Here is a 15,232-nt window from a genome sequence, read left to right as displayed (position 1 = left end):
CTAATCACTAATCACTAATCACTAATCACTAATCACTAATCACTAATCACTAATCACTTATCACTAATCACTAATCACTAATCACTAAAGGGTTCAGGGTTCAGGGTTCAGGGTTTTTTGAATCCTCTTCGGCTCAGCCAGCAGGGGGAATTACAGTTCTAGGCAAACGTGACCCCAAGTTCACGGCCATGGGTAAAAGTTGGCTTCCGACGCTGCTTGATCTGCTTGGTCGCGCTTTGGGATAGCCCGGTCACCAGTATCGGCATGGCAATTGTTGGATCGCAATAGACCGAAACACTTCGCAATTCCTTGGAGGGCTTGGTCCAGTTTTCTTTGTCTTCCAAATGACCGGATATAGAACTGCTCATATAGGGTGATTCAGTAATGACTTGCAAAAAGTATTTGTGGTCGCGAATTCGGGAATTGATCACCGACGCCGTTGAGTGGGCTTGTTTTACAAAATTTGGTGGTGTCCCGGTTCCGAAAAAGGTCGCCCCCGTGTTTACGGAACCCGCCAGAATATGAGCCATTTCGACCACATCTTGAATCACATCAAACATAAATGGTGACTTGCGATCAATTCGACTGGCTGCAATCCCTCGGGCTAACACTGAGTCAACCACACCTGAACAAAATACCGGAACACGGGCTTTAAACGCCGAGGTCAGAATGCCATCTTCATTGGCAATTTCAGAAAGCTCGTGACCAAGTAAATGAAGAAATTCACGGGTGGAATACGGGCGATTTTGTTCGAGCGTGTTGATAAAGGAGGCCAACCATTGATCAGCTTCGCGGAATTCCTCTTCGCTCATCAGGGTGTCGTACACCCGACCAATCGCCAGATTCTGCAATTCAGCGCTATCGAGACTGGGAGAGCCCAAATAATGCTGCCGCCCCAGTGTTTCATGGACATCATGAAAAATGTTGGCGCCATTTGAAACCACCACGTCAACATACCGATTGCGAATCAACCAGGCGATGATCCGTCGCATCCCTGCCGCCACCAACGCTCCGGAAATCCCCAAGACAATGGTCGTGTTATCGTCCAACATGTTGAGCCAGATGTTATGGGCGATAGCCAGATTGCGGGCCTGGAATGAAGACGTCTCCATCTTGTTCAATAGACCAGCGACGCTCCGATCACGATCAATCTGGACGGGTTGGGTTGGGTGCTTGAGGTACGGGGAGGTTTTTGATTTTTTCATCATACGCCGGTTGGAATCAGGATTGGAGAAAGCCGAAAATGGGAAAAATCAAACGGGAAGTCGTTCTTTTTCCCATTTCTCGAGCTGGAAGGTTGACAGCAGCAACCAGCTACCCGAGGTAGGTGTAGTAATTGATGCTGTTTTCGTACTCACGACATAACTTGTCAGCCTCAGATGGAGAGAGGTCTCCAGCTTTGACTTGCTCGGCAGCCAGACGCGAAAAGCTGTCGTGGAGGAATGAGCGCTCATAGCGGGCAGTGGCCGAGGCATCTCCAAGATTGCTTCCCTGGACCACTTTCGTGACCAGATAGCCGCCATCCTGGATCAAGACGTGAGCTTCATTGATGGATCCAAACAGGTTGTGACCATTTCCCATCACTTCCTGATACGCCCCCACCAAAAAAATACCGAGGAAATACGGTTCACCTTTGAAAGGATGCAATTCCAGGGTTTCCTTCACATCCTTTAAATCAATAAACTTGTCAATGATCCCGTCTGAATCGCAGGTAATGTCCACCAGGGTGGCACGTTCGGTTGGGCTGGTATTGAGCTTGTGAATCGGCATGATTGGGAACAGTTGCTCAATTGCCCAACTGTCAGGAACCGACCGGAAAATCGAGAAATTACACAAATACTTGGCCGCCAGCATCTGGCTCAGTTCTTCATATTCATCAATGAAGGGTTTGTGCTTGTTCTGCTGAGCCAGTTTGACTGTCTTTTCGCACACTTCCCAAAACAAAATTTCACCTTTTGCCCGATCTTCGAGGCTGATGATGCCCAGATTAAACAAGGTGAACAGTTCGTCTTTATGCTCAAGGGCGTCGTGGTAATACTCGGTGTAGTTCTTTGAGGTGATCCCTTCACAGACATCCTTGAGTTCAAACAATACCTGGGGATCATCGTCGTCAATTTTCACTGAGCCATACTCACCGACAACCGTTTCAATTTCTTCGTGAATATTGGTGATGAGTACGGCGTGATAGGCAGACAGGGCACGACCGGATTCAGTGATGATGTTGGGTTCAGGAACGTCTTCATCTTCACAAACGCTTTTGATGGTGTAAATAACGTCGTTAGCAAATTCTTGGGGGGTGTAGTTGGCGGATGAATCGGAGCTGGTTTTGCTGCCATCATAATCCACCCCCATGCCCCCGCCAACGTCCAGATACTTGACGTCAATGTGCATCGCCCGAATCTTGGCATAGACCCGTGCCGCTTCTTTCATCGCGTTTTTGATGCGTTTGATGTTGGTAATCTGCGAACCGATGTGGAAATGAAGCAGTTTGAGCTGGTCAATTGAATTCCGGTCCCGTAACAACCGGATGACTTCCAAAACTTCACTGGCGGTCAACCCGAACTTGGCCGTCTCGCCACCTGAGGTTTCCCACTTCCCGCTTCCCCGTGAATACAGTTTGACCCGGATGCCAATCATGGGCTTGATGCCGGTTTCTTCAGTCAATCGCAGAATGGTGTGAAGCTCACCCAGTTTTTCAACCACAATGACCACGTTTTTCCCAATCTGGGTACCAAGAAAGGCCATGCGGATGTAGGCTTCATCCTTGAAGCCGTTGCAAATCAAGAGTGATTCCTCAGACTGCTCCAGGGCCAGTGCCGAATACAATTCCGGCTTACTTCCAACCTCAATTCCAAACCCATACCGCTTGCCACTGCGCAAAAACTCCTCGACCACTTCCCGGCGGGGATTGACTTTCATGGGAAAAACTCCGAGGTAACGCCCTTTGTAGTCAAACTCTTTAATGGCAGCCTGGAACGAATTGGAAAGTTTGCGGACTTGATTTGCGAGAATTTGTGGAAATCGAAGCAGGATGGGAGATTTGATGTTACGCCGGGTCAGATCGTCAATCAGTTCCATTACGTCAACGGAACGCCGATCTCCCGAACTCGGGCGGACAATGAGATGTCCTTTCTGGTTGATGTCAAAGTAGCCGGCACCCCAGTTTTCTATGCCGTATGTCTGGGCGACTTCTTCAAGTTTAGCTTTCATCCTCGTCTCTCTAGGTGGAATGTAAAGGGGTGTGGAGGGTTGTTTAGAGCCTCTGGCACAAGTCGCGAAATGTAGCAAGCTTTTGGGGCAGTGTCAAAAAAATATTTTTCCAGGACAAGGCTGAGCGGACAGTTGGGCAGCATATCGCAAGACATATCAAATCTTTTATTTACAAGTATTTAAGAGAAATAACCGGAATTTCTTTCGTGGGCCCTGGCAGCCTTAAAAAAGTTGTTGAGAAATTGCGTCGAATGCATTTTTCGACTTGACAGCCGTTTTCACGGGACCAGGAATGGGAAAAGCCGACAGCGGGTCTCAATCGCGCTGACCCAATATCGGCTTTCAACCAACAAGCTGCAGATTGTCAGATTCGTTTTTCCTGAAAAGGTGAACGGTGAGTCCGGCTGACCAGGTAATCAGGTGTGGCATGGATACTCGAAATCACCGGTGCCCCAGGTGCCACCGCGATTCAAAGAAGTTTTGGGGTTCAAAGCTGAGCCACTCCACGCACATCCTGGCTAGGAATCCCACGGCCATAGGTGAAAGAACAGGTTGACAAGCAATTGACCGTCTTTCGTCACGAAGCTTTCTGTGAGTGGGACTGATGGTCGTGTTTTTCAATCGAATGCGATGGAAAGGTAACAAATAACTTGCCGTGCTTAATTCCTTTTAAGTTCAGGATTGAATCGGCCAGGGCACGGACCCGGCTGACGCTGCCACGAAGCAACAGCACTTCCATGCAATCGTGGTGGTCAATGTGAACGTGGGTGACGGAAACCACGATGTCGTGGTTGGCATGCTGCTTTTCAGCCATTTGGGTAGAGAGGTTTCGGGCGTGATGGTCATACACAAAGGTCAGACTTCCAACAACTTCCGGATCGGTCTCCGCACTTCGTGACTCCAATCGAGCCTGGACGAGTGCATCGCGGATCAAATCGCGGAGCGCTTCCGAGCGGGTCGCATACCCACGGGTACTGACCAGATGGTCAAACTTTTCAAGCAATTCGTCTTCGATGCTGACGCCAAACCGGACAAGTTCACCCATAGTTCACCTTATTCGTGCCTGGTTTTTGGTTCTTCCGTTATTGAAAGAGATTGATTTCCAAACCCTCAGCCCCAACCCCCATATGCGCCAGGATAAGGATTTGAGGCCCGCAGGGTCGTTGTGTAATAGCCGTGGTGCGAAGCCCACGGTCACGGCCAGGACGAGATCCAAACCCTACAAGATCGTCGTTCAATGCCAACGGAAAGGACACGGGGTTTCTTATCCTGGTGCTTATGGCCCCAAGCCCTTAGCCCCAACCTCTACGTGCCAAGTACGGTTGCGAGAATCCCCCGAACCACATCGTTTTGCGCGGCATACCAGACGCCAAACAAAATACTAAACACACTGGCCACCACTTGCAGAACGTGGTGAAAGCGATTGACCCACACTGCACTGAGGATAAAGGGAATTCCAACCAGCCCCGACATCGCCAACATTCCTCCGATTGATCCGACGCCAAACACCGTCAGATATAACAACCCGAGAAACGGCGACTGGATTTGACTGAGCACCAACAGGGTTAAGGCAGCCGAACCAGCCAGACCATGGGCGGCACCAACCAGCAACGGTTTTAACCCAATCTGTTTTACAAAATGAAGATGCTGGGCATGCGCCTGCTCATGGTCGGTACCAGGGTCGTGAAAATGAATATGTGAGTGTGGCGTCCCATCATGATCGTGGGTGTGAATGTGAACATCTGACCGTTTTCGAAGTGCTTTGGATAAAGCATTGGCGCCAAGGCCGATAATCATCAGGGCAACGCCAAATTCAAGCCAGGGTGAAGCCCAATCCAACCAGGGTGCAATTTGGTCGGGGATAAATATGCGGAGGATTAACACCAGCAAGCCCACGACAACCAGCGAGATCGAGTGACCAATTCCCCACAATCCGCCAACGATAGCGGCACGGCCAAGACTTTTGTGCTCGCTGACGATGGTTGAAACCGCAACCACATGGTCAGCTTCGGTGGCGTGTTTGAGACCAAAAACCAGCCCTAAGCCTAATACCCCCAATACGCCAAGCCCAACCAGCGAAGGACCATGCTCTTCTTCGGTTTGGGGAGTTTTTTGGATAACAGGCGCTGGTGTTGACGAACTCGTCAGCGGCTTAAAGTCCGGAAGTGTTTGAAAACAAATGATAATTCCAACACAGGTAATAAATACTGCGCTCAAAACCGGGGTGTAGCGCAATGCCAACCGGCTCAGCGTGGCAACTGTTCCAGTGGTTGTTTCTTTTGTTTTTGATTCAAAAAAGCGCCCAGCATACACAAATGCCAGACCCACCACAGTCAAGACACCAGCTAACCCGAAGCTAAACGCCAAGACCAGCAACAACCCATACCCAACCCGATGCAGGGAAATCGCCGAGAGCAATAAAACCAGGGCTGAAGGACAAGGAAGCAAACCACCTGAAATACCAAGTGCCAGGAGGCTCCGCCAGGTTACCGGTTCATCGCCAGATCCCGGCGGCAGATGCGAATGAGTGTGTCCATCGTGGGTATGCACACCCACGCCATGATGATGGTCATGTGAATGGTGATCGTGATGGTGATGGTCGTGATGATGGTGGTCGTGTGAGTGGCCTGGACCAGCCATTGCCAGTCGAGCCCGACTCCAGGCCATCCTTAATCCAACACCCACAACGATTAACCCTGAAAGTAAGCTTAAAATCGGAAACAGGCGCTCTGGCAAGATAAAGTGTGAGGCAAAAAGGGTTATCACCCCAAGGGCCAAAACTCCCGCCGTGTGGGTAATGGTCACGGTTAAACCAAGAAATGCGGCGTGGCGGGCGGTGCCGCGTGCCCCAACCAGATAGGCGCCAACAATGGCTTTCCCATGCCCAGGTGAGAGGGCATGCATGCCCCCCAGAAACGTGGCAATCAGTAACCCAATCAGGGCAATGGTTGGGGTTACTTCGGGAACGGCAATCAATTCGGCCAGCCGATCACGAGTTTGAACAACTGGTTTACCTTCACGGGTTTGAAGGGCGACTGAATTTGCTGGCGCGGCCCCCGATGTCATTGAAAATTCTGCCAGCCGTTCATCAAGCGGGGCAGTAAGCAAACTTTCCGGATAGGCTTTTAATTCGTCAGTCAACGTCGAGCCATAAGCCGAGCTATTGAAAATTGAGATGCCAGTCTCTGGAGTAACCACAACTTCGCGCCACCCAAGACGATCCTTAAAATTGGTATCTTCAAATCGGATGCGACGGTTTACCGAAACAACGGCGGGAAATTCACCAACCAGATCACATTCAATTCGGAGTGTGGGAAGTCCACCACTGCCAGTCGGAAGGGAGATTGCTTTGGAAAGAGGGCGAAGCGGCACCCGCGTCGCATCTACGGTCAAAACAAGCCCGTTGATATATTCAGCGACGACTCGTTCACTATACGCATTTAACCAGGCTCGCGTCGGTTGCTGGTCGGGTCCCTTGTCAGCCGCCTGAATCTCCTGAAATGCCGGAATTTCAGCCATATCAATCACATATCGAATGGTTACCCGCTCATTGCTCACCTGCAACCGGGCAAAATGATTGATCGTGAAATTTCCAAGTGGATGGGCAATCACCGGCATAATCGCCCCCAGGAGGATTGAAAGCCCGCCGAGAATAACAAGTAACTTGTTGATATACCTGAACTTATATAAGAAACAACTCATAATGCACGTAAGGATCTTTTAACGGATGTATTGAAGAAGATGAAGGATCAAATAATACCATTTTGGAATGAAGTGACCGTATTAGAAAACAGTCAAGCAGTTCAATCAATTGAAGTTAGTGAACTACTGACTACGATCTACTGACTACAAACTGGTATAAATGGATTGAGGATGTGATTCCAGATTGCGTCTTCATCCCGCTTTCTTTAGCCCCAGGCCCAATATCTTCAATCCGAAAGAGTTAGGAAGCCTCGGCTAGTGCTTTTCGGGCCACAACCACCTGGAGCGGGTCAAATTGCGGATTGAGTTTGAACGCGTCATCCAGATATTTCCGGGCCGCCGACTTGTTCCCAACTGCCAGTTCAATCATCCCGGCGTGGTAAAACAACATGGCATCCTTGGTTCCAAGTCGGAGCGCCTGTTGAATGACCGTTTGAGCTTCGACCAGTTTGCCAGCTTTCAGAGCGGTCCAGGCAACAGCATCAGCACCATAAATATCACGACGAACTTCAAATTCTTTGATCGCCATCGCATAGGCTTCATCAGGCTTGAGGTCGTGATTGGCATAAAACATGGCCAGATTTCGATTGTACACCGCGCCATTGATGGCTGATAGATGACCGATTTTCTCAACCAGTTCATATTGGGCCGTGGCTTCTTTGTCACGACCGGCCAGTTTATATAAATCTCCAAGAGCGGCCACGTAGGTGGGATCAGGCAAAATTTTGACCGTTTGCTCATAGTGGGTGATAGCACCCGTCAGGTCTCCCCGAGCGGCCAGGACTCGTCCCAAAGATGCCAGGGCCCGGTAATAGTTGGGAAAGGTCGTTAGCGCATCTCGGTAGTGTTTTTCAGCCCCCCCCAAATCACCAATTGAGAAGGCAATTTCGCCTAATTGCCAGCGGCACCAGGCAATGTTTTCCCGCGACAGCGGGATTTGATCCAGGGCTTTGGTCAGGGCCACAGCCAGGTTTTCCTGAGCTGCCGACGGCTTGCCATTTAATTGCGCCAGCCGCGCCATGCGAATAAAAGTACCGACACCATGGTTTCGGCTTTCCAGATTTTTAAAGAGCTTTCCAGCCTGATCATATTCACCCAACTCGATCAGGGCTTCACCCAAAATCTGGTACGGGTAGCTTTTATGGGGTTCAAGTTCAACGAGTTTTTGGGCGTATTCACGGGCAAGCCCAAATTCATGGGTGGCACAGGCGACCTGAGCTTGCAGTGAAAGCCCGGTGATATTTTGTTCAGCCGGCATGGCCTTGAGTGAAGCCTGAGTGGTACGACTGGCCAGGTCCAAATAACTTAAATCGCCAGTTTCACGCAGTTTTTGCAGGTATCGTTCGGCTAACTTATTCAAGGCAATAAAATCGTCGGGATCTTTTTTGACCCGATCTTCTAAAAAACGAATGGCGGAGAGGGTGGCCGCTTCATCATCCATAATTGGCTGGGCAGCCGGAATAAGCGGTTGGGTAGGCGGTGGTGGGGCCGAAGCCGTGGTACAGGCAACCGAACTACTCAACACCCCCAGTACCAGAATCGCGCCAGCCCAAGATTTCAACCTGGTTTCAAATACAGTCATATCAATCAAAGACACTCAGCCAATCAATATTTCGACGAATTTTAGAAAGAAGAAAGACCACAAAGCGCATAATTGAAGGCTCAACGCGGTTCTTTGTGGTCTTTCTCAGACTCAACCAATCAAGATTGGATTAGTTACGGGTGTTGTCATCAACCACACCTGGTTCGCGTGGTTGCTGTGACGCCCCAAAGAATGGAAACGCGTCACGAAATGGCACGTCGTTCACATTGGCGTTGTCACTGAGTACATTTTGATTGGCAATAAAGAAGAGAATGGTGTCAACCGTATCGTCTACGAGACGGCGGCCATTTGGGTAAGCCGCTTCAGGGTTATTTCCACCACCCGTACCACGATTTGGCTTGGCTGGATCAACCCGCAGGTAATCACCACGCTGGAGCACAACCGAGGCCAAAATATTGATGTTTTCTTCCGTGGTGCCCAGGGCTTTCAAGGAGTTGATAATGTCTGGAGCAAACGTTGCACGGGCATCATCTTCAGGTGTCCCAAAGTTGTAGGAATTCTTTTTCGGGAATGGAATCAAAGCCACGTTGACGGCTGGATTTCCCATCCGGTCAATGGTGACAAAGTCACCTTTGCCCACATAGCCACCATTTTTGAAGGTCATCTTCGTTTGGCGCTGTGAGAAAAAAGTAACTCCGATGTCTTTTCCAGTGGCTTTAAGAAATGACAGCGGAATGCTGAGGGCAATCCCAAGCGTGTTGTAACCGGCAAAACTATCGCGCCCACGCTTTAAGGCATCAGGATTGGGGTTCCCTGACGTTACTGAAGCCACAAAACGGTTAAACCCTGGAATGTCAAAGGTAAACGGATCATCAACCACACCGCCAAAGAATGAAATGCCCGTGGCTGGATCAGTTGTTACCCGTGGTTCAGGTGCCGTTGGGCTGAGACTGGCAGGTGTTGTAAGCGCCTGGAAGGTCCGGTTGCCGGGCAGGGTAATCGTGGCGGTTTGGGGTTCAGAACCACTGGTTCGGCGTTCAGTAAACCGCAGATCAAAGAATTGATCTGCCTTCACATCACCGCTGGTTTCAAGGGCAAACCGGTAGCGGACATTTTGATCAAAAGCGCCGAAATTGACCGCCTCGCCAGGAACGATAAAGCCTTGAATCGTGACGGCAATTACCAGCTTGGTATTGTCATTGGGATCCAGAAATGCATAGACGTCATTGATATCGCAGGAGCGATCTTCATCAGGCAAAGGGGCATCACCGTGGTCAGCCGCGTTAATTTGGGGTGTTGGAATCAACAAAGTTGAAGCAATCAATAGCAGGGTCAAACTTGCAAACAAAAACTTTCGAAACGAAAAACGATGCATGGGTATCCTCCTCCGGATTATGTCTCCGGTTGTGAATTCTATACTTCAGGTTGTCAAAATAGAGTCTCGCTTCACAGTTTCAAACTGGTGTTCTCAAGGAAGTGTCATCGTATTCATTCAAAAGACTCGCGATAAAGTCTTCAGCAAAGGATCAGACACAGGTCCTTGATTAAGGAATGCAAAAATGCTTTTTTGAAATTTGAAAGGGTGAAAAGTCGGAAGTCCGCTACGGCACATAAGAATTGTTTGGATTTCACTGTGTGGAAAGTTTGCTCCAAACAACTCTCTAACAGCAGTTAAGATTGTCAAAGTCCAGGGTTTTCATTCAAAAATCCGTGTCTCAGGTGAATGACTCAATTGTTGGAAAGGTTCTGGTCGAAAAAAACATGATTGTCGGCTCAGAATGTACCACTTACAAAGCTGTGCTCAACAGATATTTTTCACCAGTTGGCGAAGGAACCCCCTGTTCTGGTTCCAAGGTCACGGCAAAGAGTGATGCAGATCGCCCCGGATTTGGCACCTGGCCTTCCATTTCAGCTTTTCCACGTTGGTCAATTTTAAAAACACCACCCGAAACAGGCACCCCATCGGCAATAAACCAGAGTTGATAGGCTTTACCGGGGGGGGGGGGTGGCAGGTTATAAACAATCAAAACAGTTCGTCCAGTTTGTGGGTCATAACTGAGTTTCGCCTGGGCGGCTGGCGACTCTTTGGTACCGAGCAACCGGGCATTTACTGCCTGCGGAGAGGCCAGCCAGGCTGCTTTTTCTCGTTCTTGCAGCAACTCGCGCTGAACCTGGGCCAGTTGTTGCTGGCTCTCACGAACCTGCGACTGCTGCCCTCCAAGTTGTTGCCATAACATCAGGCTTCCGGCGGCAAACGAGATAAAACCGATTGAAGCGACAAGTGCCCACCACCGAAGCCACTGACTTTCGGCCCGGGCTGGGGGAAGGATGTGGCGACTGACATCGGGTGGATGGGCTGGTCGGCGAAACGGCAAAATTTGGGCTTCAGACTGGATGGCAGTGAGCAACTGCGAGCGAAGTTCAGCCCGCGGTGAAGCCGGCTCGGCAGCAAATCCAAGCTCAGCCATCATTTCACGCCAAACGGCGACTTCCTGACGGCAGTCAAGACACTCAAGAAGATGCGCTTCAACCTGTTTTGAGTCTATGCTGTCAAGCGACCCAAGTGTATATAATTCAAGGAGTTCTTTGATTTCTTCGTGCTTCATTCCCTAAAAAATGCCCAAAAGAAAAAGAGTAAAAATCAGCTCAGGCAAAAATGATCTTGCCTTGAGTTTAGAGGGTTGACAATCAATTTATGTGAGTTGGTGACGGACAATCTTGACGAGCCTGGGAATCCATACTACTTTGCAACGGTCTTGGGCCATTACGGGTGGTTCTCGCTCATTAGACTTCACACATCATATTCTTTTTCTTGTGGCATCAATTGTGTTCGCAGTTTATCCCTAATTCTTAATGCCTGTGCAAGAAAACCAAACCGCGCAAGGAGGGTTTATTGTGCCCTCAGCGAATGACAAAGCTGAACTTCGTGCCAAAGAGCAGGGCTTTCTGGAATTGATTCGTCAAATTGCCAGAGGCGACCAGGCCGCTCTTGGGCAACTTTATGACACCACACACCGCCAGATTTTTGGGTTTATCCTTCGGATTTTAGGGGACCCTGGGGCGGCTGAAGAGGTGACACTTGAGGTCTTTATGCAAATCTGGCGGCAAGCCGCCGATTATGACCTGCAACGTGGAACTCCTTCCGCCTGGATGATGATGATGGCTCGGAGCCGGGCCATTGATCGGTTCCGGTCAGGCGACCAGGAACGGCGACGAGCCGAAGCCTTAGACACGGTGGCGGCAGTCAGATCCAAAGAACGCAGCCCGGAAGAATCCGCCGCCCAGGCTGAACGCCGCCAGATTGTCCAGCAAGCGCTTTCCTCACTCCCTCCTGAGCAACGGCAATGTATTGAACTGGCTTATTATAGCGGTCTGAGTCACAGTGAAATTGCTGATAAACTGAGCCAGCCACTCGGCACCGTGAAAACACGAATTCGCCTGGCCATGGGGAGACTTCGTGAGGCACTTCAGGTTTTTGAATAGGGGGTGTGGTGGTGGAACCTACAACATACGAAACAGCAGATCTATCACTGAGCGAATTGAGTTCACTGTATGTGCTTGGGATGCTTGACGAGGCAGCGCAAGCTCAATATGAAGCGGCGTTCCTCAATCACCCGGCTCAAGCCCGGACTGAGCTTGCGGGCGCCGAAGCTCATCTGGGATATCTGGCGTTTGCCATTCCCCCCTGCGATCCATCGCCATCGCTTCGTTCACGCTTAATGGATGCGGTTCAGGCCGAAGGCTCCCAGACTTCACCACGTCACAAGGCTTCAGTTCAGCCAGCCCCTGCCCTTAAACCAGATTTTGTGTCAGAGACGATAGTGGTCCATTCAAACGAGTTGCCCTGGAAACCCTTTCTCACCCCTGGGTCACAGGCCAGGCACCTCTACACGGATTTTCACAAACGAGAGATTGTTTACCTGGTTCGGGCTGAACAAGGAGTTTCCTTTCCTCCGCACCGCCATGCTGACTGTGAGGAGTTTTTCATGCTCAAAGGGGAGCTTGAAATTGATGGGGTAGCCTATGCAGCCGGAGATTATGTGCGAGCAGCGGGTGGAAGTGTCCATGGTCCGAATCACGCCCTCAGTGATTGCATGTTTTTACTGAAAGTCTCAATTGATAACCAAATCTTATCCCAAGAAGAATACCAGACACTTTCCTAATCAGCCGGTTTGTCCTAATCTGTGCGTTCCTAACGCTCATCCTTCCGAAGAGAGTGTCCAGGCTCAAGTCATCATTTCATCATTGCGTTCAACGCCCAGTTTCATTCCTTCATTCTTCAATTTGCTGAGGAGAATTTTATGGCTATTGTCCGTCCGTTTCGTGCTGTGCGGCCTCCAGTTGAGAAAGTAGAACTTGTCGCCAGCGTTCCGTATGACGTGGTGAATACCGAAGAAGCACGCGCTCTGGCAGCGGGGAACCCGTATAGCCTGCTCCACGTCTCACGCCCTGAGATTGATTTGCCTGAAGACACTGACATCCACAGTGATGAGGTTTATGCCAGGGGCCTTGAAAACCTCAAGCAACTGGAAACTGATCTCCCGCTGCTGACTGAAGAAACGCCCCACCTCTATATCTATCGTCAGGTTATGGACGGACGGGCTCAAACCGGCGTGGTGGGATGCTGTGCGGTGGATCAGTATGACAGTGACATCATTCGGAAACACGAGCGCACACGCAAAGATAAGGAAGATGACCGGACACGCCACATTATTACCCTCCGGATGCAGACGGGTCCGGTCTTTTTGACCTACCGGAAACAAGATACCATCAATCAACTCGTGGCCCAGTACTGTGCTGAAGCACCGCTCTATGATTTTGTCGCCCCAGATAAGGTGCGACATACGGTGTGGTCAGTACCTGACCCTGATGCACTGGCCGATGCCTTTTCACACGTTCCACAACTCTACATTGCGGACGGTCATCATCGAGCCGCCAGCGCCAGCCGGACCCGGGCCCATTTCCAGGCTGAAAACCAGTTCCACACCGGAACTGAAGAGTACAATTTCTTTCTCACCGTCATGTTCCCGGATGAACAGCTAAAAATCCTGCCGTACAACCGGGTCGTGAAAGATCTGGCTGGCCGGACACCGGAACAATTTCTGGCTGCGGTGAAGGAAGTCGCCGAAGTCTCGACCAGCCCATTTCCGGCTCCAACCCAGAAATGGACCTTCAGCATGTATTTGCAAGGCCGCTGGTATGGGCTCTACCTCGATACCGATACCATTGACAAGGATGATCCGATCAAATCCCTCGATGTCAGCTTGCTTCAGGATCGCATTTTGGCGCCGCTGCTGAATATTGAAGACCCGCGCACTGACAAACGCATTGATTTTGTGGGTGGAATTCGGGGAACAGAAGAACTGGAACGCCTGGTGAACGAAGGAAAAGCAGCCGTGGCTTTTTCGATGTTCCCGACGTCAATGGACGAATTGATGCGAGTGTCGGACGCCAACGAAGTCATGCCGCCAAAATCAACCTGGTTTGAGCCCAAACTTCGTTCCGGCCTGCTCATGCACCGGATTTAAGAAAGAGCGCGATAAACAATTCTTTGGGGCGCGGTGACTTGTCACCGCTTTTCAAAGAAATATTGAGATGAATGGTGCTTCCTGGCTACCCAACCTATTTTGAGTGGAACACCCTATGGCCAGGTCCTTCCAAAACGGCATTTTAATCGCCCTTGACAGCGTTGGAATTGACCCGCTTGGCCACGCGCGTCCTGAATCAGTGTATGCTGAGAGCGCGTTTCTCTTTCCTCGGAAATCGGCTGGACCAGTTTCAGTTCTCCTCAATGCGCCAGTCACTGGGGTATTGTATGAAACCGATGTGACCGATGGATGTACCCAGGGTGCAATTGAATGCGCGTTGACTTACACGACGCTTTTTTCAGGGATCAATGCCATCCGCGAGCATGGGTTGATGCAGGGGTTGGGACTCAAAAATACGCTTCTGGAGTCACTTATCCGCCAGCAGAATCTTTTTTCTCTGATTCCGGACTCCTGTCTGGCTAATGCTGTTTTTCCGGTCCACTTTCCCTGCTTCGGAAGCTCTTACCTTCAAAACTGCCTTCCCTCATTTTCCAAAAGTGAACTCGAAAACAGCGTTCGGTTTCGGCATCAGGCGCTCAAACTGACGGGGCCAGCCAAACACGGAATGGCTGAACTCTATACCCTGGCTGAAATCAATCAGAATATTTTTGTGTATGCGGCTCAGCAGGCTGGAATTCGGCTCCGCACCTGGCGCGATGTCGAACAAGGAACCGCGTTAACCTCATCATTAACCCACGAACTGGAAGCTGAGTTTGACTTTTCAGCCTTTGGAGCTCCACCTCTTCCGTCCCGAACACCGGAACAGGCCGGTGAAATTCTGGTTTCGCTCGCCAGCCAGCACCAGTTTACCTTCTACAAATATCAGATCCCTGACCTGGTCAGTCACACTGGTCAGATTGAGGCTGCCAGGGCGGTATTTGCCACGATTGAACGCTTTCTCAAGACAATACTGGAAGGCATTCATCCGGAGCAAACCTGCGTCGTCGTCACCAGTGACCATGGCCACCTGGAACAGATTGCCTTCACTCGCGGACACCCAAAATCGAAAGTTCCAACCTGGTGTTTTGCGCCAGATGCCGCCCACCACCACCTGGGCTCTCCGGCAGCCATTTTCAAGTTCTTTGCCGACCGGTTTGGTGTCAGAGAACCTTCCCTTGCAGCAAGATAGCCAAATCGAGTAGGTTCGCATCAACGGCGGAATCATTCCGCACGCATTCATCACTGACTT

11 protein-coding genes are annotated in these 15,232 nt (G+C 50.4%); 4 read left to right on the top strand and 7 right to left on the bottom strand.

What is annotated here, in order from left to right:
* Window positions 1-158: 158 nt before the first annotated feature.
* The 7 genes from HY774_26230 to HY774_26200 all read right to left on the bottom strand — a co-directional run bounded on the left by HY774_26230 (window position 159) and on the right by HY774_26200 (window position 11,061).
* Window positions 159-1,208 (bottom strand): deoxyhypusine synthase family protein, encoded by a 1,050-nt coding sequence (locus HY774_26230; GenBank protein ID MBI4752000.1) that lies wholly within the window; start codon window positions 1,206-1,208, stop codon window positions 159-161.
* 106 nt (window positions 1,209-1,314) lie between these two features.
* Entirely contained in the window at window positions 1,315-3,210 is a 1,896-nt protein-coding gene (gene speA, locus HY774_26225; GenBank protein MBI4751999.1) for a biosynthetic arginine decarboxylase, read from the bottom strand.
* Window positions 3,211-3,787: 577 nt separating this feature from the next.
* Complete coding sequence (nikR, locus tag HY774_26220; GenBank protein MBI4751998.1) at window positions 3,788-4,255, bottom strand: nickel-responsive transcriptional regulator NikR; 468 nt, start codon at window positions 4,253-4,255, stop codon at window positions 3,788-3,790.
* Between the two features lie 260 nt (window positions 4,256-4,515).
* Window positions 4,516-6,276, bottom strand: a complete 1,761-nt coding sequence (locus HY774_26215) for a hypothetical protein (GenBank protein MBI4751997.1) — start codon at window positions 6,274-6,276, stop codon at window positions 4,516-4,518.
* Between the two features lie 877 nt (window positions 6,277-7,153).
* On the bottom strand, window positions 7,154-8,494 hold the full coding sequence (locus HY774_26210) for a tetratricopeptide repeat protein (GenBank protein MBI4751996.1): 1,341 nt from the start codon (window positions 8,492-8,494) through the stop codon (window positions 7,154-7,156).
* 130 nt (window positions 8,495-8,624) lie between these two features.
* Window positions 8,625-9,830 (bottom strand): DUF4331 family protein, encoded by a 1,206-nt coding sequence (locus tag HY774_26205; protein ID MBI4751995.1) that lies wholly within the window; start codon window positions 9,828-9,830, stop codon window positions 8,625-8,627.
* A 412-nt stretch (window positions 9,831-10,242) separates the two neighbouring features.
* Window positions 10,243-11,061 (bottom strand): anti-sigma factor, encoded by an 819-nt coding sequence (locus HY774_26200; protein ID MBI4751994.1) that lies wholly within the window; start codon window positions 11,059-11,061, stop codon window positions 10,243-10,245.
* Window positions 11,062-11,350: 289 nt separating this feature from the next.
* Between HY774_26200 and HY774_26195 the strand changes: the two genes are divergently transcribed.
* The 4 genes from HY774_26195 (at window position 11,351) to HY774_26180 (ending at window position 15,172) form a co-directional block, all read left to right on the top strand.
* Window positions 11,351-11,938: a sigma-70 family RNA polymerase sigma factor gene (locus HY774_26195; protein ID MBI4751993.1), complete on the top strand. Its 588-nt coding sequence runs from the start codon at window positions 11,351-11,353 to the stop codon at window positions 11,936-11,938.
* Window positions 11,939-11,949: 11 nt separating this feature from the next.
* Window positions 11,950-12,618, top strand: a complete 669-nt coding sequence (locus HY774_26190) for a cupin domain-containing protein (GenBank protein MBI4751992.1) — start codon at window positions 11,950-11,952, stop codon at window positions 12,616-12,618.
* Between the two features lie 138 nt (window positions 12,619-12,756).
* A complete protein-coding gene (locus HY774_26185) occupies window positions 12,757-13,983 on the top strand; it encodes a DUF1015 domain-containing protein (GenBank protein MBI4751991.1) in 1,227 nt (408 codons plus the stop codon).
* A gap of 115 nt (window positions 13,984-14,098) precedes the next feature.
* Entirely contained in the window at window positions 14,099-15,172 is a 1,074-nt protein-coding gene (locus HY774_26180; GenBank protein MBI4751990.1) for a hypothetical protein, read from the top strand.
* The last annotated feature ends 60 nt before the right edge of the window (window positions 15,173-15,232 follow it).

The sequence above is a fragment of the Acidobacteriota bacterium genome, assembly GCA_016208495.1.
Lineage (GTDB): Bacteria > Acidobacteriota > Blastocatellia > Chloracidobacteriales > Chloracidobacteriaceae > JACQXX01.
Note: the sequence above shows the minus strand (reverse complement) of the source record. Positions and strands in the feature narration are given on the sequence as shown.

Excerpts from the sequence above, each read along its gene's own strand:
- HY774_26215 (MBI4751997.1), bottom strand. The coding sequence starts at position 6,276 with ATGACATCGGGGGCCGCGCCAGCAAATTCAGTCGCCCTTCAAACCCGT.
- HY774_26200 (MBI4751994.1), bottom strand. The coding sequence starts at position 11,061 with ATGAAGCACGAAGAAATCAAAGAACTCCTTGAATTATATACACTTGGG.
- speA (MBI4751999.1), bottom strand. The coding sequence starts at position 3,210 with ATGAAAGCTAAACTTGAAGAAGTCGCCCAGACATACGGCATAGAAAAC.
- HY774_26230 (MBI4752000.1), bottom strand. The coding sequence starts at position 1,208 with ATGATGAAAAAATCAAAAACCTCCCCGTACCTCAAGCACCCAACCCAA.
- HY774_26210 (MBI4751996.1), bottom strand. The coding sequence starts at position 8,494 with ATGACTGTATTTGAAACCAGGTTGAAATCTTGGGCTGGCGCGATTCTG.
- HY774_26180 (MBI4751990.1), top strand. The coding sequence starts at position 14,099 with ATGGCCAGGTCCTTCCAAAACGGCATTTTAATCGCCCTTGACAGCGTT.
- HY774_26205 (MBI4751995.1), bottom strand. The coding sequence starts at position 9,830 with ATGCATCGTTTTTCGTTTCGAAAGTTTTTGTTTGCAAGTTTGACCCTG.
- HY774_26185 (MBI4751991.1), top strand. The coding sequence starts at position 12,757 with ATGGCTATTGTCCGTCCGTTTCGTGCTGTGCGGCCTCCAGTTGAGAAA.
- nikR (MBI4751998.1), bottom strand. The coding sequence starts at position 4,255 with ATGGGTGAACTTGTCCGGTTTGGCGTCAGCATCGAAGACGAATTGCTT.